Origin of the sequence: Streptomyces sp. CLV115 (assembly GCF_038448545.1) — a bacterium.
Lineage (GTDB): Bacteria > Actinomycetota > Actinomycetes > Streptomycetales > Streptomycetaceae > Streptomyces > Streptomyces sanglieri.
The window spans coordinates 32,035-55,595 of record NZ_JBCEWQ010000029.1; the positions used below are offsets into that span (position 1 = coordinate 32,035).

The following is a 23,561-nucleotide window of genomic DNA, read 5'->3' on the forward strand; positions in this document are numbered from 1 at the left end:
GGCCGGGGCAAGCAAGATTGCCCACAAGCCACCCGCGAAACCCCCGTCAGCCCTTTGCCGGTGAACGTCAGCGGAACAACTGCCCTCGTACGGCGCCGTCGGGGAACTCACGGGTGTGCACGTCCGAGTAGAAGCTGGTCGGGCTCCCCTTGAGGCGTGCGATCAGCTCGGCGTCGGGGGTGCTGACGCTGCCGGAGATCGCGAAGATGTTCTTCGGTACGGGAGTGACGAACAGCGGGAGCCGTACGTCGCCGTTCTCGCCGAGCACCCCCTCGTGGATGTGTCCGGCCAGCGGCGCCCCGATGTTCACCCAGGCCATGGAGTAGTCGACGCGGTCCGGCCTCGGGTGCAGGAACGTGGTGCTGTGCCCGTCCGGGTCGCCCGCCTTCCCGGGGGCGTCGGCCGGGATCTCCTGGCCGCCGTCCGCGAGCGCGCGCAACTTGCCGCCCCTGATGATGCTGAGCGGGTTCACCGGCTTGTCCAGGAGCCGTAGCTGTCCGCGCACCGTGCCGCCGGGGGACTCCTCGGAGTGCAGGTCGATGTAGAAGCCGCCGGGGTCGGTGCGCAGCCGCCGGGCGAGCGCGGCGGAGGACATCGAGGTCTGCCCGGCGGCGGAATTCACCGAGGCGGGCATGGCCGTGCCGAACAGCTCGGCCTTCACCTTGCCGTTGCTGCCGGGCCGGCCCTGGTGGAGATGGCCGCGCGCCGGCCTGTCGATGCCGTTCCAGGTGAGGGCGAACGTGACGCGGTCGCCCTTGACCTTGATGAGCGCGACGGCCTTGCCGCCCTGGGCGCCCTCGGCGGGCCCGTCCTTCTTCCGCGCTGCCTGGTCGCCGGTGAGCCGGGCGATCAGGGAGACGGCCGGTGCCCGCGCAGCTTCGGCGGCGGCCGTCGAGACCCGGGCGCCATCGGGTCTCCCGGCGCCGGGGCCGCTCTCGGCCGAGGCCGGGGCCAGACCGGCGAAACCGGTGAGGCCGGCGAGGAGCACGGCGACGCCCGCCGCGACAGTGAGCCTGCGCATGTCTTTCGTCCTTCCGGGAGTTGGGCTTCCAGGGCCCTTCGCGTCGACCAACGGACGCACGGACCGAACGGTTCAACGCCGTCCGTGATTTGGGGCGTCGGCAGACGGGACGGCGCTCGCTGAACCCGTACCGCGGGCGGCACGTGTGGGCCACGGGGAACTCGCCCCGCTTTCACGACGTACGAGAGAGGTCATCACCATGCGCGCACGCAAGGCTCTGTTCACGATCCCGCTGGCCCTGGGACTTGTCGCCTGTGGTACCGGGAGCGACGGCGGCACCGGCGCGGACAGGGAACCGGTCACGGCGGCGCCTGGCACCGAGGTCACCGTGGCGGACGTCGGGCTCGGCTCCATCCTGGTCGACGGCCAGGGCCGCACCCTGTACGCCTTCACCAAGGACAAGGAGGCCACCAGCAACTGCGACGCGGAGTGCATCGCCGTGTGGCCCGCGCTGACCAGCCCCGCCCCCGCCGACGCGGGCAAGGGCGTCAAGAAGTCGCTGCTGCGCGAGGCGAAGCAGTCTGGGGGTGCCGTGCATGTCACGTACGGGGACTGGCCGCTGTACTACTACGTCGGCGACATGGCGCCCGGTGACGTCAACGGGCAGGGCCTGGACGGCGAGTGGTTCGCCGTGTCGCCCGACGGAAAACTCGTCCGCAAGTCCGTGTGACCGTCCCCGAGACCCCCGGTGCCGCTCCGACCTCCTTATGCCCTTGATCCGGCGGGGCGTTGAACCGTCCCGTGTCCACGGTCGTTCCTGGAGCGGGGCGGGACACGCCCGCCGGACGACGCGTACGAGGGAGGAGCCTTGGCCGAGATCGAGATGCCGGGAGACGAGGTGCAACGTCTCGGTGAGCTGCTGGGCCGGGTGGTGGATCTCATCGACACCCGGCCGTCGGGCTACGACCCCGAGGACGTCGGCCCGCCGCTGGTGCGCCCCGGCACGAACTTCGACGACGCGTGGAAGGACGGGCGCGTACAGGTCAAGCGGAACAGCAAGGACCTCAAGGACGGCTGCGCCGCCATCGTGAAGGCCTTCGCCGAATTCGACACCGAGATGGGCTCTTCGCTCAAGGAAAACGGCAGCCCGGGCGGTGGCGGCGACGCAACACCCGCCGGAGGCGCCGCCCGGCCGTCGTCCTAGGACGACGGCCTCCTCGCTTCCCCCATCCGCCCGGCCCGACACGGGCCCGGCCCGAAACGAACTGAGGAGAACGGTCCCATGACCGCTGGTTCGCACACCTTCGGGATCGCCATCCCGGAGAACTGGACGGAGTACGACCTGCACGGCGACACGCTCGCCGAGCGCCGCGCCGAGATGCTGCGGCACGCTCCGCAGAAGGAGACCCGGGACGCCATCAATCACACGTTCCGCAGTGCGCGGCGCATCATGGAGGGCGCCCGCATGCGCGGCGCCGTCTATGCGGCTGGCACCACCGCCATGTACGAGGACGGCCTGCTGATGGCCGGGCTCATGGTGTTCAGCGTGAATCCGCCGCCCGGCGAGGACTTCTCCGCCAGCGGCATCGCCGAACAGTTCTCGGCCGGCGGGGGCCGCCGCCGCGAGGGCACCACCCGGACCCTCACGACGGTGACGCTGCCGGGTGTCGGTCCGGTCGGCCGGATGGCCGGCATCGAGGAGACGGAGATCGCCGACGGCATCTCGTACAAGATGGTGGTGACGCACACGTTCGTGCCGTTTCCCGGTGGTGAGCGGGTCCTGATCATCACCTGCTTCAGCCCGAACATTCCGCTCGCCGAGCCGCTGTGCGACCTCTTCGACGCCATCACCTCGACGTTCGCCTTCGGTGAGGAGGCGCCGGTGGCCGCCGGCGCGGCGGCCACCTGACCGATGTCGGCCCCGCACAGGGCCCGGCCGTTCCTGGGAGGAACGGCCGGGCCCTCTTCTTCGTGTGTGCCCAAGGCCGGAAGGCCTCCGCTCCCCCCGGTGGCCGGAGGGGAGCGGAGGCCTTCCGGCCTTGCTCCGTGGTGCGGTACGCCGTACTGCCGGTCAGTCCACCGTCGTGGCGGGCACGCGGACCGTGGTGAAGCGGCCGTCGCCGAGCTGCAGATGGGCGCGGCCGGGTTCGCTGTCCTGGCCCATCAGGCCACGTGGCAGACGGGCGCCGACGAGTTCGCCGTCGCCCATGAGGCGGGGCGCGAGCAGGGCGCCGCACCGGTTGCGGCGTACGGCTGCCTGCCAGCCGCCGATGCCGCCGAGCAGTGCCTCGTTGTTCCCGGCCACGATCAGGCCCCAGCCGTCCCCGGCGCTGCCGCGGGCGAGCGCGACGAAGTCGGTGTCGAGCTCGGAGTTGATCATCATTTCCGCGTCGTCGACGAGGATGGCTCCGGCGGGGCTGTCCACCTTGCCGAGTGCGGCGCGGAAGTCGGCGACCGCGACGTCTGCGTCGGTGAAGACCTCCACGACGCCGGGCTGTCCGGCGAGGCCGCGCAGCGGCGAATTGCGCGGCGCGATCACCACGATCTTCGTGCCGGCATCGGTCAGCGACTTCGCCATGGTGAGCAGCACCGTACTGCGGCCCGACCTCGGCGGGCCGGCGACCACGAAGGACGGCACCTGTGACAAGTCGGTTCCGATGGCGGCGAGTTCGTCGCCGCCGACGCCGATCATCGCCCACAGTGGGGAGGTGTTCCGCGGCTTGCGGGCGAGGGCGTCCGCGAAGTCCAGTTCGTCGGGCAGGACGTCCACGCGGAACGGCCTGCGCTCGGCGGGTACGCCGGCGTCGCGTTCCGCGACCCGTTCGGCGAGTGCGCCGAGTGCCTGGGCCTGGCCCGCGCCGGTGGCGTCGGTGCCGTCGGTGCCGGGGATCAACGCGACCTGGGCGCTGTTGATGTCCTTGGAGAGGACACCGCGGCCGGCCGGGAGGTCCTCGGGGACATTGCGGGCGTTGAGGCCCACCATGGAGTAGTCGGAGCGGTCGTTGAGGCGCAGGACGAGCTTGTCCTCGGTGGAGGCGGAGAACCGGCTCTGGCCGAGGATGCGGTCGCCGGACAGGACCTGATGCACGCCGACGCTCGCGCCCTCGCGCATCAGGAGGGTCATGGCGTCCATCAGGCTGCCCTGGTCGTAGTTGGCGAAGTCCCGCTCGAACGCCTCGAACCGGTCGACGAGCAGCAGGATGTGCGGGGGCCGCTCCGCCTCGGGCAGGGCGCGGCGCAGCTCGGTGAGGTCGGCGACGCCCCGCCTGCCGAGGAGTTCACGGCGCCGCCCGACCTCGGCGGCCAGGCGGTTGAGGAGGCGGGCCACCCGCTCGACCTGGCCCCGGTCCACCACGGCACCGCAGTGCGGCAGCCCGCTGAGGGCCTGGAGGGCTCCGTTGCCGCAGTCGAGTCCGTACAGGTGGACGTCGGCGCAGCGGTGCGCGCCGGCGAGAGCGGCGGCGAGGGTGCGCAGCGTCTGGGACCGGCCGCTGCGCGGTGAGCCGACGATGTACAGATGGCCCATCTCGTCGAGGTCGAAGGCGAGTTGACGCTGAGTCTGCTCGGTGGGTACGTCCACCAGGCCGTACGCCACCGGGGCGAGCCGGCCGTCCTCGTCCGCCTCGGGGGGCGTCGGCAGGTCGGTGAGGGTGAGGGTGTCGGGCAGCGGGGGCAGCCACGGGCGGCGGGCGGGCGGTACGGAGAGCCGGGTGGCCGCGTCGCGTACCGCCGCGACCAGGACCGACAGGTCGGTGACCGGCTGGAACGCGTCCTTCTGGGCGTCCGGCCTGGGTATCGGGGCGCCGAGGGCCTCCCAGTGGAGCTCGGTGAGCATCGGCGCCGGGCGTTCCTCGTCCGTGTCCGACGCGTCGAGGCGGCGGCCTCCGATCCGGCCGGTCTGGAACGGCAGCAGCGCCGCGTGGCCGAGCCTGGCGTGGGCGCGGCCGGGGGTGCGGGGCGAGAGTTGCCCGGAGTCGGGGGCGTCGATGATGTCGCGGCTCTCGCCGGTGTCGGTGGTGCGCAGCGCGATCCGCAGGTTGGTGTTGGCGCGGATGTCGGCGGTGACGGCGCCGGAGGGCCTTTGGGTGGCGAGGATCAGGTGAATGCCGAGGGAGCGGCCCCGCTGGGCGATGTTGACGAGTCCGGAGACGAAGTCGGGGAGTTCGCGCACCATCGAGGCGAACTCGTCGATGACGAGGACGAGCCGGGCCATGGGGGGGAGCTCGGGGCGGCGGATGCGCTTGTCGGTGTAGTCGTCGATGTCCTTGGCCCCGGCCTCGGCGAGGATGTGCTCGCGCCGCTTCAGTTCGGCTCCGAGGGAGACCAGGGCCCGCCCCACGAGGTGGGTGTCCAGGTCGGTGACCATGCCGACGGTGTGCGGCAGGTCCTCGCACTCGGCGAAGGCGCTGCCGCCCTTGTAGTCGACGAGGACGAAGTTCAGCTCGTCCGGCCGGTTGGCGACGGCGAGGCTCGCCACGAGGGACTGGAGCAGTTCGGACTTGCCGGATCCGGTGGTGCCCGCGATCAGGCCGTGCGGCCCGTCGGCGGCCAGGTCGACGGCGAACGGACCGTCCACGCCCTCGCCGAGCACGGCGCGGGTGCTGCGGGCGGCGATCACCCAGCGCGCGGCGACGGCGTCGGGGGTGGGCGGTTCGAGACCGAGTACGTCGAGGAGCCGGGCGGAGGCGGGCAGCAGGTTCTCGTCGGCGTCCTCGCCCACGTCGCGGATCGGCGCGAGCGCGCGGGCCACGCCCACGCACCAGGAGCGGGTCGGCGCGTCCATGCGGACCTCGTCGACGGGGTCGGCGTTGTCCTGCTCGGCACGCAGCCACTTCGGCCCGGCCACGGCCACGGCGCGGCACTCCTCGGGCAGGAGCCGGGCCTCGTCGTCCACGCACAGCGCGTACACGCCGACGGCCGGTCCGTCGCGGAGGATCTGGATGACGCCGGGCAGGGAGCGCAGCCTGCGGGCGCCGTCGAGGACGACCAGGACATCGGGTTCGCCCACGGCACCGCCGCGCGGTGCCCGGTCGCCGGCCTGCTGCCGGGCGGCGATCACGGTGGTGAGTTCCGCGATGCGGCGGCCCACGGACTCGGCGCTCGCGCCGACCAGGGAGATGGTGTCCTCGCCGAGCGGCGCGCAGTGCGGCAGCCAGTGCACCCAGGACCAGCGGTCCGCGCCGCCGGTGCCGGACAGTACGCAGATCCGCAGGTCGGAGGGGCTGTGCAGGACGGCGGCCTGGGCGATCAGCCAGCGCACCAGCGGCTCGGCGGTGTCGCCTCCGGCGACGCCCATGACACCCGAGGCGCGCAGCGGCACGGTCACGGGCACGGAGTGCGTGGTGCGGTCGACCCTGCGGCGGTGTTCCGGCTCGGCGGGGTCCTGGAGCTCCACGTAGGCGGGGCGGTCGGCGACGCCGAGCCGCATCAGCAGGAAGTCGTCGTCGCGCCAGCGGCGCTCCCACAGCCGCTGCCGCGGGCCGGTGGCGATCAGGAGGGCCGACGCCGGGTCCGGGGCGGCGAGGCGCCGGGCGTGCTGTTCGGCGAGCACCGCCTCGTCCACGTCCTGTTCCAGGACGGCCTTCTTCTCCTCGTACTCCTTGAGCTGGTCCTCGTAACTCTCTTTGCCACGGCGCTTGTTGGAGAACTGGGCAATGAGGGCGACGACCGGGGAGAGGACACCGAAGATCAGGAACCTGGGGTTGTTGAAGAGGACGAACGAGACGCTCGCCATCATCAACGGCGCGAAGATCAGCACGAGCTGGAACTTGTTACGGGTGGGTTTGCCGGGCGGTACGGGGAGCTGGAAGCGGTTGTTGACGGGCGGGGGCAGCAGCCGGGGCGGCCGGTTGTAGTCGAGCCCCACGCCGTCGTCGGAGGGCTGGAGGGCGGCGTCGGGCACGGAGGGCGCGGCCAGTTCGAGCAGGGCCGGGCCGACGGTGAGGACGCCGCCGAGCGGCCAGTCCGTCCAGTCCCGCGCCTCGGTGCCGTCCCGTGTGACACCGTCCTGGTCGACCGAGCGTACGGTCGCGGTGCCGTCGGCGTGCACCTTCAGGCGCGCCGCGGTCTTCGCGAGCCCTCCGGCTCGGAGCTGGATGCGGCAGGACGCGGCGGAGCCGATCTCGTAGTCGCCGGGCGACAGCCGGAACACCAGCCCGGCGTCGGCGCCGCCGATGCCGCGCAGTTCCACGACGCCGTCCGGCTCCGGGCCCGCCTCGGGTGCGGGGGCGTCCAGGGACAGCAGGCTGCCGGAGCGCAGGGCGGCGGCGGCCATCGGCTGGTCGGCGGGGAGCGGGGTGGCCCCGTGGTACAGGACGGGCGGGGTGTCCGGGGTGCCGCCGCGCAGCCGCCGGTGCAGTTGCTCGGCGAGTTCGCCCGCGGGGGCCTCGGGGTCGGTCTCGATCATGATGTCCGCGGTCTGACCCTGCTCCGGGTCGACGGCGGTGACGGTCAGACGCATCGTCAGTGCTCCTTGGGCACGGGGGTCACCAGGCTGTGCGGGACATCGGCCGGGCCGGCCCGGCCCATGTCCGGGAGGGGTCACTTGCGGAGGCTGCCACCCATCTCGGAGTCGAACTGGGTCATGCCCTCGCCGTACTTCTTGATGTACTCGGAGATGCCGGTGAGGCCCTCGGTGACCTTGCCGTAGTTGTCCGTGTACTCCTGCACGAAGGGCTGGAAGTCGTTCTTGGCGGACGGGGTGTTGTAGCCGTCGGCGGTGAGCGCGTCCAGGTCGGACTTGATCTTGTTGAGCTGGGCGACTGCGATCTCGTACTCGTTCATGGTCTGCGAGGCGGCGGCGCTGGTCTTCTCGTCGTTGACGATGTAATCGGCCATCGGAATTTCTCCTGTTCCCAAGTCGGTGATGCGGATGGGTATTTCATGGACCGTTCGTGGACCCGCGCCCTACACACGAGGGGTGGGGTCATTCGGTTCAGACCTTGATGGGGACTTCTTCCGGCGGATTCGCCAATTCGGTGTCCTGGTTGGAGTTGACGGCGCCGATGGTTTTCGTGGGGAGCGAGGAGAGCGGCACCTCGGGGCCCTTGGTCTTGAATCCGTGGTCGTTCTCGACCTTCTTGCCGGCCAGCGAATTGCCCACGCCGTAGCCGAGTTTGATGCCCGCGTTCTCCAGGGTGGTCTGCGCGTCGGCTCCCTTGGCGCCCACCTCGTAGCCGAAGTTGACGGCCTGGCCGACGGCGCCCTTGAGGATGCTGGTGAGGGCCTCGTAGCCGTATTCGTGGAGCTCGGTGACGGAGGTGGGGCCGCCCGCGTAGGCGTGGTAGTCGTGGATCGGGGTGTGCTGCTCGTTGAAGGAGCCGTTGGCGTCGACCTCGGTGAGGGTCTTGCCGTTGGCGTCCTTCACCTGCGCGGAGCCGTTGTTGTTGACCTTGACGTCGAACGTGGCCGGGTTGCCGTTGTTGTCGGTCGTGGTGACGGTGCCTTCCACGCCGTTCTTGGTGACGGTGAAGGTGGTGTTCTCGCCGCCCGCGTTGTTGCTGAACGTGGTGGTGCCGTCCGGGTTCTGCGTGATGGTGACGTTCCCCGCCTGGTCGGTGGTGGTGGCGCCGCCGTTGGCGAAGGTGGTGGTGGCCCCGCCGCCCTCGGGGGTGACGACCGGCGCCGCGCCCTGCCCGCCGGTGACGGTGGTGTGGTTGCTGAAGGTGACCTGCGGGGGCCCGGCGGGCCCCTCCTGTCCTGCTCCGGGTTGCGCCTGAGCCACACCGGGCCCGGTGAGGCTGCCGTCCGGTCCGACGGTGACCGTGTCGCCGGGCTGGTTGCTGCCGGGCACGGACACGTCGAAGCTGCCGTTGCCGTTGGCCTTCACGTCGAACGGGCCGCCGTGGACGGTGGAGGCGCCCTTGCCGCCGACCGGGATGACCGCGGAGGGACCGCCGCCGTTGCCGCCGACCGTGAAGGTCTCGGGGCCCGGCGCGGGGCCGCGGTTGTAGGGGTTGTGCGGGCCGTCCAGGATGTCGGACTTCTGGCCCGGCGTACCGGCGTTCTCCACGTCGCCGGGGCTCTTGCCGATGCTGGTGTTGTTGGTGTCGACGCTGGTGTTGCCGCCGTAGAAGCCGTCGTGCTGGACGACGGGGCCGCCGCCGGGCGTGGGCACGGTGATGCCGCTGTTGCCGTCGCCGGTGACGGTGCTGATGGTGGTGTTACCGGGGTTGTTGCCGATGGGGTTGCCCGCCGTGTCGATCGGAAGGTTGGTGACCGGGTCGACGTGGGTGCCGGAGGGGCCGAGGCCGGTGACGCCGCCGGGGGCGAAGGTGCCGGTGGCCGGCCCGTACGTGACGGAGAACTCGCCGTCGGGTCCGCCCGGGTTCGGGCCGTGCACGACGGTGCTGCCGGGCTCGTGGACCGGGTCGGCCCCGTGTGTGGTGATCGTGGGTCCGTCCGGGCCGTTGGACAGGGTGTTCTGGCCGCCGGTCATCTCCGGTGAGCCGAACAGGCCCCAGCCCTCCTGCTGCGGGGTGTTCACCGTCACCTGGGTGTTGGTGCCGGTGATGCCGGCGCCGCTCGGCGAGTTGCCGACCGTGGCCTGGCCGTTGTTGTCGATGGTGTGGCTGACGCCGGAGTCGTGGTGGACGGTGGTGGTGGCCGGGCCGGTGCCGTCGTTGCCGGTGGTGGTCGTGAACCCGTCGCTGGTGAATGTGGTGGTCTGTCCGTCCGACGAGATGGTGGCGCCGTTGTTGTTCGTGATCGTGCTCGCGGCCGGTGCGGGCACCGGTCCGCCGCCCGCGATGTTCTGGGGCGGCGGCGGCACCTTCGCCTGGGCCCCGTCGGGGGTCTGTGCGGTGATCGTGCCGTCGGCGCCCGAGTTGACGGTCGTGGGCGGACCGCCGGGTGTCTGGCTGTGCGTGAAGGTGACATCGCCGCCCGGGTTGACCGTGGTGTTGACGCCCTGGGTGTTGACGCCGTTGGTGCCGACCTCGGCCTGCGCACCGCCGGCCGAGGTGTCGGTGAAGGTGGCCACGGGGTTGTTGTTGGCGTCGGTGTTGGCGGTGATGGTGACCGGGCCGTCGGTGACGGTGCCGGTGTTGTCCACGCTGAAGTTGCCGTTGTCGGCGGCGGTGGTGCCGTTCGCCCCGGTGACAACGGTGCTGTTGGGGCCTGCCGGAGCGTTGTTGCTGATGGTGCCGTCGTTGTTGATCGTGCTGTTCGCCGTGTTGTTGCCGTTGACGTCCGTCTGGGCGCCGTTCCCTGTCAGGGTGGTGCTGCTGCCGCCGGAGGTGGTGACCTGCGTCGGGTTGCCTCCGTCGGCCGGGTTGACGGTGACCGTGGCGGGCCCGCCCTGCGGTGCGACCGTGGTCGGGCCGTTGCCACCCGTACTCACCGACGTACCGTTCTGACTGACGGTCGTGACACCGTTCGGACCCTGATTGACCTGGACCGGGTTGGCGGTGCCCACGCTGCCGCCGGTGCCGTTCGGGCCGTGACTCGCCTGGATGGGGCCATTGCTGACAGTCGTGGTGCCGTTGTTGCCGACCGTCACCGTGGTGTTGTCCGGGCCGCCCGTGTTGACCGTCTGGGTGCCGGTTCCGTCGGGCGCGGACTTGGTGACGGTGCCGTCGCCGTGGACGCTGGTGGTGCTGCCGTCGGCGGTGGTGACCTGGGCGGGGTTGCCGCCCGAGGGCGGTTTGACGGTGACCGTGGCGGGCCCGCCCTGCGGTGCGACCGTGGTCGGGCCGTTGCCACCCGTACTCACCGACGTACCGTTCTGACTGACGGTCGTGACACCGTTCGGACCCTGGCTGACCTGGACCGGGTTGGCGGTGCCCACGCTGCCGCTGATGCCGTTCGGGCCGTGACTCGCCTGGATCGGACCATTGGTGACGGTCGTGGTGCCGTTGTTGTTGACGGTCACCGTGGCGCCGGTCGGGCCGTGGACGGTGACCGAGTGGCCGCCGGCATTGGCGACGGAGATGGTGGTATTGCCCGCATTCACCGGATTTCCAGGGGTCGGCTGCGGCACGGCCGGCGGCACCTGATTGCCCTGCGCGTCGTTGGCCGTGATGGTGCCGTCGGCGGCGACGTTGATCTCCTGGTCGCCGTGGGCGATGCTCGCCGAGCCGTCGTTGTTGACCGTGGTCGAGCCGCCGATGGTGACGCCGTCCGCGCCGTGGCTGATCCCGTCCACATGGAACTTGCCGTTGGGGTTGATGGTGAACGCCGTGCCGTCCGGGGCGCTGAACTTGATGTCGAGCGGCGAGAAGTCGATCTTGCCGCTTGGGCCCGCGGCCGTACCGCCGCCGTTGCCGTCGGTGGTGATCCCGCTGACGGTGACGCCGCCGTCCGGTCCTGCCGAGACCACCGGCTGACCGCCGGGCGGCGCCACGTCGAGGCCGCCGCCGGGCTTGGTGGTGACGGCGCTGCCGTCGGGGCCGTTGAAGGTGACCGGGGCCACGCCGTTCGGGCCCACGGAGATGTCCCCGTTCGGGTTGACCGTGATCGGCGGCTGAGTTCCGGAGGGGTTCAGGTCGAACTGTCCCTGCGGGTTGACGGAGACCGTTCCGCCGTCGGGCGTGCTGAACTTGATGTCGATGGGCGAGAACTCCACGTTCCCCCCTCCGCCGGTGGCCGTGCCGCCGCCACCGCCGTCGGTCGTGATGTTGCCGGTGGTAATGGCGCCGTCCGGGCCGACCGAGACCTGCGGCTGACCGCCGGGCGGGGTCACGTCGAGCGAGTTGCCCGGACCGTTGAACTGCACCGTGTCGGGGGTGGGGCCGCCGGTGTTCACCGTGAACCCCGTGTTGTCGAGCGTGGTGGCGGCGCCGCCCGGCGTGGTGATGGTGGCGCCGCCGCCCGGAGCGATGCTGGTGCTGACGTTGGTGTCGGTGAAGGTGACCGGGCCGCCCGCGCCTGCCGGAGGCAGGTTGACGCTCTGGCCACCGCCGTCGCCGTTGACGACGCTCACGTTGCCGTTGTTGCCGACATTGGCCTGTGTGCCGTCCGGCAGGGCGAATCCGCCGCCGGGATTCCCCGCGTTGCCGTTGAGCGTGGTGTTGCCGAAGTTGATGTCGACGTTGCCGTCGGCGGGGTTGTGGGTCACCACCGGCTGGCCCGCCGGGGGGCCGTTGAACACCGAGCTGACACCGTTCGCGTTGTCCGCGCTGAGCCCGCCGCCACCCACCGTCGTGGAGCCGCCGTTGTCGGTCACGGAGAGTCCGTTCGGGGTGGCGACCGTGTTGTTGTTCACGGTGAACTCCGGCGTGGGACCACCGCCGTCACCGCCGGGCGAGCTGAACGTCGTGGTGCCGTCGGGCCCCTTGTTGACCTCGCCGAACGGTCCCGAGGTCGTGAAGCCGCCGTTCGGGCCCAGCTCCGTGGAGAGCGCGGGCTTCTCGGACTGCGCGGGCGCGAACTCGCCGCCGAGCCCGTCGAAGATCTTCTCCTTCGTGGTCGGGCCCTGGATCGGGGTGTCGATCGTCGTCGTGGTGCCGTTCGAGGTGATGACGTCCCCGTCCGGGCTCTTGATGGTGTTCGTGCCGTCCGCGGTCGTCGAGGTGAACCCGTCCGGTGTCGTGGTGGTCGTCGACGTCTCGGGCCCCGGGACTCCGAAGGGCAGGTCGTCGGGGGCCTGGACCTGGTCGGCCTTGGGGCCGGGCGGGGTGATCTTCGTCTCGGTCTTCGCGCCGTCCGGGGTCGTGACCTTCGTCTTGACCTCTCCCGTGGTGGGGTCCGACTTGGTCGTGCCGTTGATGCCGTGGAAGCCGGTCTTCTGCGCGCCCTTGGTATCGGTGAACAAGACGTTGCCGGGTTTGAACTTGCCGTCGGCGAAGCCGAGGCTGTTCGCGGAGAACGCCTTGTCGATGTTGCTCTTGAACTTGCCCTTGGTGGTGAAGGCGTCCTTGATGCTGGTGGCGAACTTCGTCCCCCCGAACAGGGTGAAGGCACCGGCCGTGGCGGCGCCGAGCGCGGCGCCGGTGGCGGCCGAGGCCGCGTCGAACTTCTTCCCGTCGACCAGCGCCGTGATTCCGCTCGCCAGGAATCCGAGGGAGAACTCGGTGGTCACGTCGATCGCGAACTTGGCGCCGAGGGCCAGGCCGGGGGACGCCTTGAGACCCACGAGCCCCTTGGCCAGCGGGTCGATGATCTTGCGGACGAACGTCGAGTTCTTCAGAGCAGCCGAGACGGCCCCGGACGCCGTCCCGACACCCTTGCCCACCTTGGCCAGGAACGGCGCGAACTTAGCCAGCTTGCCCGCCGCCCCGACGATCTTCCCGAGCCCGCCGAGCAGCACACCACCGGGCACGAGGGTGAGCAGACCGATGATGATCTCACCGGCGTCGATCTTGCCCTGCGACACCATCCGGATCACCGAGACGGCGAACAGGATCGCGCCCAGGATGAGACCCACGACCGGGAAGAACACGGCGACGATGCCGATGATGACCCCGGCGATGATCTCCACCAGCGGGTTGTCCGCGAGGAAGTCACCGAACTGCTTCACCCAGTCCCGTGCGGGGATGGCCTGTTCGGCGGCATCGTCGAGGATGATCGTGGCCTTGTTGGACCCGTCCTCGCGCATCCGCTGCGCCGCGCGGCCGAGCTCCTCGGCGGCCGACAGCGCATCCTTCGCGGCGTCCACCTCGCCCTGCTGCGTCTGGTGGGTCTCGGCCTGTTCCGGGGTGGCGTCCGCCGCGAGGGCCGGGACCTCCGTCTTCGCGGTGGCGGCGACCTCCTGACCCTGGTCGATGGCCCGGTCCAGCATGTCCTGGGCGTCGGTCAGGGTGTTCGCGTACTCGTCGTAGGCGCCCGCGGCGGTACGGAAGGAGTCCCTGGTCTTCTCCAGGAGCCCTGGCAGGTCCTTCGTGATCCGCGTCTTCAGGGCGTCCATCGCCTGGCCCTTGCCTCGGCGCAGCGCCCCGTCGTCGCGCAGCAGGTCGACCGCCTCGCCCGCCCCGTCGCCCAGCTCCTGATAGGTCCTGGCCAGTGTTCTGATCGCCTCCGGGTTCCCGGGGGTCGGGTCCTCCCCGAACCCGAGCACCTCCCAGCCCGTGGTGTGCCGACGCGCCATTTCCAACTCCTCCCGGCTACACGCCCGTTCGGCACCTCCTAACGGGGCGGTCGACGTTTCGGTTCAGCTCGTTGAACCGACCCGGGGCCCGGCGCGTGTGACGGCCGACGCATCAGCAGTGCGCGTCACCAGGCCCCGTACGGAGGAGGACGAGAAAGATGCGCGACGCCCCTAGGACGACGAACGAAGCGCGGCGGCCGGCGCCGTGGCGCACGACTGCACGGGTGACGGCGGTGTGCGGCCTGGTGGCCGTCACCTGGCTGGCGCTGCCCGCACCGGCGCAGGCGCTGGGCTCCGTACTGGCTCCGGATTCCGTACGGGCTCTGGACTCCGCACCGGCACCGGCGGCCCTGCGGATGCAGCCTTCCCGGGCGCTGCGGGCCGACGAGGTGACGAAGTACTACGTGGTCAAGTCCGCTCAGGAGAACGGCGGTGAGCAGGAGACGCTGTTCGGGATCGCCCAGCGCACCCTCGGCGACGGCGACCGGTTCGAGGAGATCCTGGTCCTCAACAGCGGGCGCCAGCTGCCGGACGGTTCTGCCTTCGTGAGCCCCGATCAGCTGACCCCGGGCTTCCCGCTGATCCTGCCGGAGGATGCGGACGGGCCCGGCGTGGAGTTCGGTGTTCTGCCCGAGGAGAACGCCGACGCGGCGAAGCCTCCCGCACGGAGCGCCTCCCCCGCGCCTCGTGCCGCGGCCGGCCGGGGCTCGGGACAGTTCGCCGGGCTCGGCGAACGGCTCGGGTCGCCGTGGCTGATCGGGGGTGTCGCCGGCGCCGCCGTACTCACCGTGGTGATCGTCGCGCGGCGTCCGATCGGCCGGGCAGCGCGCGCCACCGGATCCGGGATCGCGCGGGCCGCCCGGGTGCTGCGGCCGCGGCTGCCGCGCCGCCTGGCCCTCGCGCTGCGGCGGCGTCGGCGGGGCGCGCTCGCGCGGCGGCTCGCGGCGGACACCCGTACGCCGGTGATGGTGCGGCAGGCCCTGCGCGAATTGATCCCCGCCGACGCGGCGGAGGCGGAGCGTCCGGTGCGGGTCTACAGCGTCCTCGCCGAACCAACGAAGCTGCTCGCGTCGGTGTCGGGGGCGCACACGGCGCCCGTGCCGTGGACCGCGCTCGAACCCAATCGCTGGGAGCGCACCGGGCCGACCTCCGTCATCGAGGGCGATCCGACGGCCGACGTGACCCTCGCACTGCCGCACCTCGCCCGGATCGGGGTGAGCGAGCGGGGCGCGCAGGTCATGGTGGACCTCGGGCAGATCAACGGTGCGCTCAGCATCAGCGGTGACCTCGTCGTTGCGCAGGACACGGTGGCGGCCCTGGTCCGCGGTCTGCTCGAACTTCCCAGGCAGAGCACGGTGGTGGTGTCGGTGGACCCGAGCGCAAGCGCCCTGCCCGGCCTGAACGGCCTGGTCCGGGTCCGCTCGGTCACCGATGTGCAGGGCAAGGCGCCGGACGAGATCCTCAACTCGGCGGAGGAACTGGGCATCGGCCTGGTACGCGGCGCGGCCCGTACCGGCGAGGTCACGGGCTTCGTCGTCCTCCAGGACGCGCCGACGGCCGAGGAGGCACGGGCCCTCGCGGACCTCTCCTCACCGGAGGGCGGCAGCTGGACGGTCCTCACCGTCGGCGACATCCCCGGCGCGCACTGGCGGTGGTACGCGGAGAGCGACGGAAGCGTGGACCTGGGCGTGCTCGGCATCCAAGTGGTCGTCCCGACACAGACGTTGGCGGGGGCGGGCACGGGACGTGTGTGACGTGCCCCCGCACGACAAGGCGTGTGGCTGCGCGTGTACGGCCGGGCGCGTTGTGATGGTGGCATGCGGGCGCACGCCGATAGAGGCGACCCGAGAAAAGAAGTCCCCCGGCATTGAACCGTTCTGCAGCCGAAGCCGTGTTCACGGTGACCGGCAGGACGGATTCCGGGTCCATAAACTCCGCTCCGGCAGTCGGCCGACCTCCTCCCTGGCTGCCGGAGCGGGCCTTTCAGGCGCACATCGAGCACATCAAAAGACGCCGAAGAGGCCGCACAACCACCTGGGCAATCAGCTCAGCAATTCATTTCACGCATTCATCGAGAATTCCGAAAGAGGGATCCCCATGCGCAAATTCGCCTACGCACCGGTCGCGATCACCCTTGCCGCGGTCCTGACCACAGCGGCGTGCGGCAGCTCCCAGAGCACGGCGGCAACAACCGCCGGCTCCGCCAAGCGTTCCGCCTCGAAAGGCGGGGCGCAGCCCAAGGAAGCGGGACGCCTGAGCGTGTGGAAGAGCGCGAATCTGGGATCGGTCGTGACAGACGGAGCGGGCTTCACCCTGTACCGCTTCGACAAAGACACGGCCGAGCCCCCCGCGTCCAACTGCGCGGGCGACTGCGCCGCCACCTGGCCTCCAGTGCTCGCCGACAGTGCGAAGGCGGGCCGCGGCCTCGACCCGTCGCTGCTGGGCTCGGTCGAACGTCCCGACGGCACCAGGCAGCTCACGCTTGCGGGCTGGCCGCTCTACCGCTATGTGCAGGACACGGTGCCCCGGCAGACCCGGGGCCAGGGCGTCGGCGGCACGTGGTTCGCGGGCGCCCCCGACGGGTCGAAGGCGAAGCAGACGGAGAGTGCCCCGAAGGCACTTCCCGCGCTGTCGACGGTCGAGGACAAGGAACTCGGCGAGATCGTCCGCGACGGCAAGGGCCGCACGCTCTACCGCTTCACCAAGGACACCGCCTGGCCGATGAAGTCGAACTGTCAGGGCGACTGCCTCAAGCAGTGGAAGCCGGCCAAGCTCGTCGACAAGAAGAACATCAAGGGCATCGCGCCCAAGCTCCTCATCAAGTACACCCGCCCCGACGGCACCGCGCAGCTCACCATCGACTGCTGGCCGCTCTACTGGTACACCGGTGACGAGCAGCCCGGTGAAACCAACGGGCAGGGCGTGAAGGGCACTTGGTTTTCCGTGCGGGGGGACGGCACACTCGCCAAGTGACTGGCCTCAGGCATACGCCGACCGTCAGCCCGACCATGCACGGCAGGGCCACGCCCCGTCTGCCCGGACGAAGAGGCCCTGCCCCGAGCTGACGCCTTCCGGACTCCGCTCGGTTCGAACGCGCCGTTGCCCGAGCGGAACAACCCCGGCCGCAGCACCCCTGGCGGCCGGGGCGCATCCACGAAAGGGACCAGGAGATCTGGGGTGTGCCTCTGCCGCCCCTCTTGCGTAAGGAACCGCAGCGTGAACGGCTGCGACAGCACGTCGACCACGTCAACCAGCAAGTGGAGCACGGTCCGGCATATCGGCTTCTCTGCCCCTGCACACTCACGCGGGCCAACCTGGAACACTTCCGATACACGCCCTGGTGGCAGACCTGAAGTTGAACCGCCCGCAGGAGCGATCTCGTTGTCTGCAGGTTCAATCCGCTTGGTACGGCCGGCAACCAGAGCTGCTGAGTCGCGAATTGATCAGCGGAGCGGGTCACGGCCCGGCTGATCGTGCCCCGGGTCCGTGACCTGGCCAAACCCGCCATCGTGGGAGAGCAGGGCGAACTCTTCTCCGTCTGGCGCTACCACCCGTTTTTCACCGACAACCTCGCCAAGACCCTCCAGGCCGAACAAGAACACCGCCACCACGCCGTCGTCGAACAGGTCATCGCCGACAGCAAAGCCTCTGCCCTGGCCCACCTGCCACCGGCACACTGGCCTCCGCCTTCCACGCCAAAGCCACCACCGCCACCCTCCGCACCCACCTCGTCCAGGTCCCGGCCCGCATCGCCCGCTCCGCACGACGCATCACCCTCCACCTGCCCCACAACTGGCCCTGGCAAGAAGCGTGGACACGCCTCTTCGACGACGTCCACGACCCACCGGCACCCGCACTCGCCTGACCGTCCCCGACCACCTCGCCCGCCAGGGCCCGACAGGAACCGAACGCACTTGCTTTACCGCTTGCCGCGACTCTCGTCCGGGCTCTGCCCAGGGAGGCGTCCGAGCGGCAGGGTGTAGTCGTGATCATTTCCTTCTTACGTGACGACATGCAGGGCTCGCTAGCGGTGACTGTGGAACATGTGGATGACCCCGCCGCGATCGGCAAGCATCCCTCAGCCCGTGATTTCCCGAGCTGCACGGCTGTGGTGGATTACCCGGGGAGGGGTTACCGGGCCCTCTTCGGCTGGGTGCAGCTGGTGCGTTCGACGGACAACTCCACCTCCGGGGCCGCCTTTGACATGGATCCGTTCTACCTCTTCGAGGATGCGCCGTCGCCGTACGCGTTCTTCGGTATCAATCCCACCTTGTTCGACGCGCCGTCCCGCGCCAGGCGGGATCCCCTCGACTGGACGGCCCACAGCTACCTCGCATGGACACCGATGGATGACACCGAACGGCGAGTCCTGCCACTGGTCGGCTTCTCCTGGGGGTTCAACGTCGACTCGAACGGTCGCATCACACTGCAACCCGTACAGGCGTTGTCGCCTGGGGACTGGGACGCTCACCTGCCTTACCTCGGCACCTCATATCCAGGCTGGGTGTTCGACAAGTGGCAGCCTGAGTTGTGACTGCCTGTCCATTCCCGGGTGCCCTTTCGGGCAACATGAAGATTGCATCTGACGCGGGCCGGAGCGCGACCTGGTCGCGGGAGAACTGAACGACATGGCGCAACCCGGTGGCCGCCTGGGGCCTTCGCCGGCGTTAGGGCAGTGACGGGGTCAGGGTCGGCTTGAGCACGGGTCGCCCCCATGCAAAAGCTGGGCAGACCGGCATAAACAACCTGCCTGCCCACGACCACCGACCGAAACCCGCTCACCAAACGATCAAGAGATCACGTCCAGAGCACGTCGGTGGATCGAGGCTGAGAGGCCGCGAGCTTTTGAAGGAAGGCCGTGAAGTCGGCGTCCGACCAGTGGTCGATGATCTTCCTGTCCTAGAGCCGGTCGACGGTGGTCGTGGTGAAGGACGCGTAGCGCCCGGTTGGTGGACAGTCGAGGAATCGACCCGTGTGGTGCCCGCCCAACCGCCAGCGGGTCGCCACCTTGTCTTCCTCGGTGATTTGGTCGAAGACCGTTGTGGCCAGGTCATCGAAGGCCGCGATCAGTCTGCTGTCCATTTTCACCGCGGTGCCCCGCAGCGCCTCGGTGAGCCCGCGCCCAGTGATGACGTCGGCACCCTCGCCGCGCGATACGGGCGTGACTTCCACACCGTGGTTCCGCGACCTGGCGACCGTCCTGGAGCCGATCCGTCCGGTGGCCCCTGCAACAACGACTCTCATCTGGGTCTCTTCCCGTCGGGGGCGATGACCTCGCTGATGTGTTCGTGGCGGCGCCGTCAGCCACAACACCTAGGACAGCGATTGGGCCGTTGTTGTGGCACCACTCCACGAATGCACTCAGGCAACTTCATACGTGCCACGGATCCACACAATGTCCGGTCAACACTGACGAAGAGGCGGGGAAATGTACTCCGCCCGATCACGAGGCGACCAACGGAGGTCCACACCAGTGTCGAACAACCACTCAGGGCACATGCACACAACCGGAGACCCGGCAGCGTCGGAGAGCTGGATGACCGCGGTGCAGGTGCTCCAGGACGCCGCGCCCCTCACCATCCCCGAGGGCGCTTCGGCGATGACCATCCAGGTCGAGTGGGAGCCGGGCGACCCGGGCACCCCGCCGCACCGCCACTCCGGGCCCGCCTTCGGATACGTGGTCGAGGGCGCGGTCCGCTTCGAGCTCGAGGGCGAGTCCGAGCGGGTGGTGGAGGCCGGCGGCACGTTCTGGGAGCCGGGCGGTGACGTGATCCACTACCAGGACGGCAACGCGCTCGCCGACGCGCGAACCCGGTTCGTGGTGACCATGATGTGCGCACCCGGAAAGCCCATGCTCGAACTCGTCTCCACGAAGGAGCTCGAACAGCGCGCCCACCTCCGCGCCCCGCGCCCCACCGGGTGAGTCCGCCGGTACCGGGCCGCCGCATGGGAGGGCGTGCGGCGCGATGAGCTCCACCGCACCGTGTACGCCCTGCAGACCACACTTTTCGCAGGCGCCGCCCTCTACGCGGTGCATCACGCGCTCGCGCCAGGCCGGCCCCGCCTGGCGCGGCCGCGTCGATCACCTCCTGTACGCCGCCATGGCCGCGATGCCGCAGGGGCCGTCACTGCCTCGAACGGATCAGACCCTCTTCTTCGGCGTCGTTGCCGTCCCACCGGCGGGTTGGGGGCTTGTGGGACCGGACCGACTAGCCGCCAGGCCTCCGCTGCCGAGAACTTCTGCGGGGTTCTGTGCCTTCGGGTCTCCGGACCGCCCCACGACGACTGCGCCGGCTCGGCGGGGACCGGAGCCCTGGAGACCCCAGGCCCCTGCTTTGCGGTGCCCGACGACGCGGCGGATCCCGGGGATCACCTCGGCCAGGGCATTCCAGGAGCCGAGCGCGCCGTTGCCGACCGCCAGGACGGGAGCGTGCATCCCTCGCCGCCGGCAGTCGCGCAGCAGGCCGACCCAGGAGCCTCCTGATTCTCGGTAGCCTCGCTCATGGCGATCAGCTCCTTGGTGCCGTCCGGGCTTCGGAAAGCCGGGAACAGGTGGTGCTCCAGTAGCGAGTCGAGATTCCTGACCGACGAGTCGGCGAGGTGACGCTGGCCGGCCTTCCACTCGGCGACGTACTCGCTGAAGTGCGTCGCTCCGTACTTCTTGATGCGTTCGGCCCTGGCTTGGTTCCTCGGGGTGGCCTTTTTGCTGTTGTAGACCTCCGTCAACCGGTTGTTGGTCCTGTCCTGGGTGGGGAACCCGGACTCCTGGGTCTGCTTGCCGGTTGCGTCGCGGTAGCGAATCTTGTACTCGTGGGGGGCACTTGGACCACCTGGACTTGCGGGTGCTCGCAGTCCTTGAAGAAAACGCCCATGCCGTGGGCCAGGCTCTTGGCTGCCACTGGTTCGACTCCCGGATTGCCAATGCTGACGTCTTGCTGACCCGGGATGGTCCGTCACGTTCCTGAGCTGGGAAGGAACGGGAAATGCATGATATGTGGTGGAACTTCATCGGGCGCTCCCACGAGGAGATCGAGGAGGCCCGGCGGGCCTGGACGGAGACCTCGCGGTTCGGTGAGGTGAAGGGTTATGACGGCGACCGGCTGCCCGCCCCCGAACTTCCGCCCGGCCCCCTCAAGCCGCGTGGCCGGGTGCGCTGACGTGGCCTTCTGCGGGTGGCGCCGGCTCGCGAGCCAGTGAGCCGGCGCCGCCCAGGGCGCCCCGCCCGTTCCCGGGCCCGGGGTGGCCGGCAACCTGCCGCGGGGCCCTGCCACGTCAAGCGGTGATGGCGCGGACCATTGCGCGCGCCTGGCCGGGGAGCGGTTCGTGGAGGTGCTCCATGAGCCGTTTGCCGCCCGACCGGGACCGGCCGCTGTGGTCGGGCGGTGCTTCGCTGCCGCAGCGCCTCACACCTCGTGCGGGGTGGCCGCCGAGAACCCGGACTTGAACATGTTCAAACCGCGTGTCAGGGTACGGCGTGGGTTCCTGAGTCCACCGGTCGCGCACGCGGCCCGCAGGGCCCGCCGGGGGTGGAGTGTGTTGTGTCGCAGCCGTACCGCGCTGGTTTTCCTCGTCATGGCCTTCGCCCTGACGGCCTGCGGCAGGTTCACCGTCATGCCGCCGCCCGACGGCGAGCCGGTCGTTCTGGAAGCGACCGAACTCGCGACCACGTGGACCGATGCGGAAGGCGGCACCCTCACGCTGAAGCGGGACGGGACGTTCATCGCCGACAAGGTCTGCGTCGCCGTCGACTGGTACGACAGTTTGACCTGGTCCGGAACAGGCACCTGGGACCAAGGCTCCAACAAGAAGCAGAGCTTCGTCGCCGTCTCCTTCGACACCGCTCACCCCGTGGGCTTCGACGTCGCTCACCCCAGAGAGTTCGAGCGGGAGCCCGACTCCTACGCCGCCTTGAGGCAGGGCAAGGTCCTGAAGCTCTGGGTCGCCGTCGGCGATCCGGACAACGACTATCCGAACTGCGTCCTGACCAGCCGGGCGAGTTGAACCGGTTGCCACGCGACGGCCGGGACGAGAGCCTCCTCGGCCACCTGCGTATCAACGACGGCGACTTCGTCAGCCGCCCCCTTGCCGCCCCATACATGTGGCCCTTCCTGTGGCGGCCACCCACATAGGTTCGACCGCACCCCTCACCTAACGTGCGCTTCGCAGAGCAGTGTGGCGAAACCGGCCGGACGGACGACAGGGAAGATGGGGACGGGACGATGGGGCACAGACGAAGCCGGACAAGGCAATGGCGCATACTGCTCACCTTCCTGCTGACAGCGGCTGTCGGGTGGCCGATCACCAGCGGAACCGCGTCGGCCACCCAACTGCCCTCCCATCTCTCCCTCGAAGCGAGTTTTGGAGCGGGGACCGTCACCAACGGCTGGGACTCCGTCGAGCGCTATCTCGACACGACCGGCGGATTCGGCACCGAGGGCTACCCGTCGGACGGCCGCGGTGATCAGGACGGCAAGCGCGTCACGTACTTCGGCGGTGTGTCCCGGCCTTCCTCGGGCAGGTTCCTGCTCTACTCGGCACCCGGCTGGAACACCGGCAGCCGGACCACCCCCGTCCTCCTCGTGCACGGCGCCAACGACACCGCGGACCGTGCCTGGGCCAACCCCGGCGAGGCGGGCGGCTACGGATGCGGCGCCGCCGCCTGCCCGTCCACCGGGCTGATGCAGTACCTTGCCGAGCGCGGTCACCGCGTCTTCGCCGTCGGCTTCGCGCACAAGCAGGGCGACAACCTCATGCAGGCGCAGATCGTGGGCGACGCGATCGCTGTCATCAAGGCGAAACTGGGTGTCGACAAGGTGGACCTGGTCGGCTGGAGCAAGGGCGAGATGTCGGCCCGTGCGTATGTGTCGTCCGTGAAGCCGGGCTGGGGACGGGCGTACGCCGGTGACGTGCGCAAGCTCATAACCGTCGGCGGCCCGAACGGCGGCTACGACTACCCCTACGCGCACGGCTGGGCGCACGACTTCTCCATCTGGCCGGAGTGCGGAGGCAAGGTCAACGCTCCTTCCCCGCACTCGCACATGACGTGCTACGGGCAGTACACGGCCCACCCGGAATTCTCGATGACACCCTCCGGCGGATACGACAACTACCCCGGCCAGCGGCAGATGCTGGCCCGCTGGGACGGTGTGTACGGGGTCGACGGCGCAGCCCAGGACTGGTACACGACGTACTACGGCGGCCGGGGCCTCTACACCGCCGGCAGCGGAATCCAGGCCGCGATCGACGCCGGTTCACTGATCGAGCCGCTGCACGACGCCGCGGTGCCGGCCTCGGTCACGACGTATCTGCTGGCCGGCGGATCCCCGGACGTGCTCGGCATCTTCAATGAGAACCGCGGACCCAGCGACGGTGTCGTCTTCATCGACAGCGCGCTCGACACCACCGGCATCCCCACGGTCGGCGGCAGGAAGACCGTCCTCGGCGCCAACCACCTCGAACTGGGATGGAACTCCTCGGCCGCCGCCCAGATCGCCGCCTGGCTTGCGTAGCAACGTGGGCCGGCGTGAGTGCCCACCGACGTGACTGTTCAGAGAACGTGTGAAAGGCAGGACCGCA

15 protein-coding genes and 2 pseudogenes are annotated in these 23,561 nt (G+C 70.1%); 10 read left to right on the plus strand and 7 right to left on the minus strand.

Annotation, left to right across the window (positions count from 1 at the left end):
* Window positions 1–67: 67 nt before the first annotated feature.
* Window positions 68–1,021, minus strand: a complete 954-nt coding sequence (locus tag AADR41_RS13485) for a CHRD domain-containing protein (RefSeq protein ID WP_342281606.1) — start codon at window positions 1,019–1,021, stop codon at window positions 68–70.
* Between the two features lie 199 nt (window positions 1,022–1,220).
* Here AADR41_RS13485 and AADR41_RS13490 point away from each other — a divergent pair, with 199 nt between their 5' ends.
* The 3 genes from AADR41_RS13490 to AADR41_RS13500 all read left to right on the plus strand — a co-directional run bounded on the left by AADR41_RS13490 (window position 1,221) and on the right by AADR41_RS13500 (window position 2,870).
* Window positions 1,221–1,691 (plus strand): COG4315 family predicted lipoprotein, encoded by a 471-nt coding sequence (locus AADR41_RS13490; protein ID WP_342281607.1) that lies wholly within the window; start codon window positions 1,221–1,223, stop codon window positions 1,689–1,691.
* A gap of 138 nt (window positions 1,692–1,829) precedes the next feature.
* Complete coding sequence (locus tag AADR41_RS13495; protein ID WP_342281608.1) at window positions 1,830–2,165, plus strand: hypothetical protein; 336 nt, start codon at window positions 1,830–1,832, stop codon at window positions 2,163–2,165.
* A 78-nt stretch (window positions 2,166–2,243) separates the two neighbouring features.
* The gene (locus tag AADR41_RS13500; protein ID WP_342281609.1) at window positions 2,244–2,870 is read left to right on the plus strand and encodes a hypothetical protein; all 627 of its coding nucleotides are present in this window, start codon (window positions 2,244–2,246) and stop codon (window positions 2,868–2,870) included.
* 162 nt (window positions 2,871–3,032) lie between these two features.
* Here the strand turns inward: AADR41_RS13500 and AADR41_RS13505 are convergent, their stop codons facing one another.
* From AADR41_RS13505 to AADR41_RS13515, 3 genes are all read right to left on the minus strand, one after another.
* On the minus strand, window positions 3,033–7,421 hold the full coding sequence (locus tag AADR41_RS13505) for an FtsK/SpoIIIE domain-containing protein (protein ID WP_342281610.1): 4,389 nt from the start codon (window positions 7,419–7,421) through the stop codon (window positions 3,033–3,035).
* Window positions 7,422–7,501: 80 nt separating this feature from the next.
* Window positions 7,502–7,798: a hypothetical protein gene (locus AADR41_RS13510; protein WP_342281611.1), complete on the minus strand. Its 297-nt coding sequence runs from the start codon at window positions 7,796–7,798 to the stop codon at window positions 7,502–7,504.
* Between the two features lie 97 nt (window positions 7,799–7,895).
* The gene (locus AADR41_RS13515; RefSeq protein WP_342281612.1) at window positions 7,896–13,985 is read right to left on the minus strand and encodes a beta strand repeat-containing protein; all 6,090 of its coding nucleotides are present in this window, start codon (window positions 13,983–13,985) and stop codon (window positions 7,896–7,898) included.
* A gap of 158 nt (window positions 13,986–14,143) precedes the next feature.
* Between AADR41_RS13515 and AADR41_RS13520 the strand changes: the two genes are divergently transcribed.
* Together AADR41_RS13520 and AADR41_RS13525 are read left to right on the plus strand one after the other, a co-directional pair.
* The gene (locus tag AADR41_RS13520; protein ID WP_342281613.1) at window positions 14,144–15,739 is read left to right on the plus strand and encodes a hypothetical protein; all 1,596 of its coding nucleotides are present in this window, start codon (window positions 14,144–14,146) and stop codon (window positions 15,737–15,739) included.
* A gap of 343 nt (window positions 15,740–16,082) precedes the next feature.
* The gene (locus AADR41_RS13525; RefSeq protein WP_342281614.1) at window positions 16,083–16,958 is read left to right on the plus strand and encodes an SCO0930 family lipoprotein; all 876 of its coding nucleotides are present in this window, start codon (window positions 16,083–16,085) and stop codon (window positions 16,956–16,958) included.
* Window positions 16,959–17,428: 470 nt separating this feature from the next.
* Here AADR41_RS13525 and AADR41_RS13530 read toward each other — a convergent pair whose 3' ends face one another.
* Entirely contained in the window at window positions 17,429–17,647 is a 219-nt protein-coding gene (locus AADR41_RS13530) for a hypothetical protein (protein WP_342281615.1), read from the minus strand.
* 323 nt (window positions 17,648–17,970) lie between these two features.
* Here AADR41_RS13530 and AADR41_RS13535 point away from each other — a divergent pair, with 323 nt between their 5' ends.
* Entirely contained in the window at window positions 17,971–18,519 is a 549-nt protein-coding gene (locus AADR41_RS13535) for a hypothetical protein (RefSeq protein ID WP_342281616.1), read from the plus strand.
* Window positions 18,520–18,884: 365 nt separating this feature from the next.
* Here AADR41_RS13535 and AADR41_RS13540 read toward each other — a convergent pair whose 3' ends face one another.
* Window positions 18,885–19,229: an ester cyclase gene (locus AADR41_RS13540; protein ID WP_342281617.1), complete on the minus strand. Its 345-nt coding sequence runs from the start codon at window positions 19,227–19,229 to the stop codon at window positions 18,885–18,887.
* Between the two features lie 253 nt (window positions 19,230–19,482).
* On the opposite strand from AADR41_RS13540, the gene AADR41_RS13545 reads away from it, so the two are divergent.
* On the plus strand, window positions 19,483–19,908 hold the full coding sequence (locus AADR41_RS13545) for a cupin domain-containing protein (RefSeq protein ID WP_342281618.1): 426 nt from the start codon (window positions 19,483–19,485) through the stop codon (window positions 19,906–19,908).
* Window positions 19,909–20,340: 432 nt separating this feature from the next.
* Here the strand turns inward: AADR41_RS13545 and AADR41_RS13550 are convergent.
* Window positions 20,341–20,513: pseudogene (locus tag AADR41_RS13550) on the minus strand (transposase); the annotation flags it as partial.
* 464 nt (window positions 20,514–20,977) lie between these two features.
* Here AADR41_RS13550 and AADR41_RS13555 point away from each other — a divergent pair.
* The 3 genes and pseudogenes from AADR41_RS13555 to AADR41_RS13565 all read left to right on the plus strand — a co-directional run.
* Window positions 20,978–21,142: pseudogene (locus AADR41_RS13555) on the plus strand (pirin family protein); the annotation flags it as partial.
* A 415-nt stretch (window positions 21,143–21,557) separates the two neighbouring features.
* On the plus strand, window positions 21,558–21,986 hold the full coding sequence (locus AADR41_RS13560) for a hypothetical protein (protein ID WP_342281619.1): 429 nt from the start codon (window positions 21,558–21,560) through the stop codon (window positions 21,984–21,986).
* A 218-nt stretch (window positions 21,987–22,204) separates the two neighbouring features.
* On the plus strand, window positions 22,205–23,494 hold the full coding sequence (locus AADR41_RS13565) for an esterase/lipase family protein (protein ID WP_342281620.1): 1,290 nt from the start codon (window positions 22,205–22,207) through the stop codon (window positions 23,492–23,494).
* The last annotated feature ends 67 nt before the right edge of the window (window positions 23,495–23,561 follow it).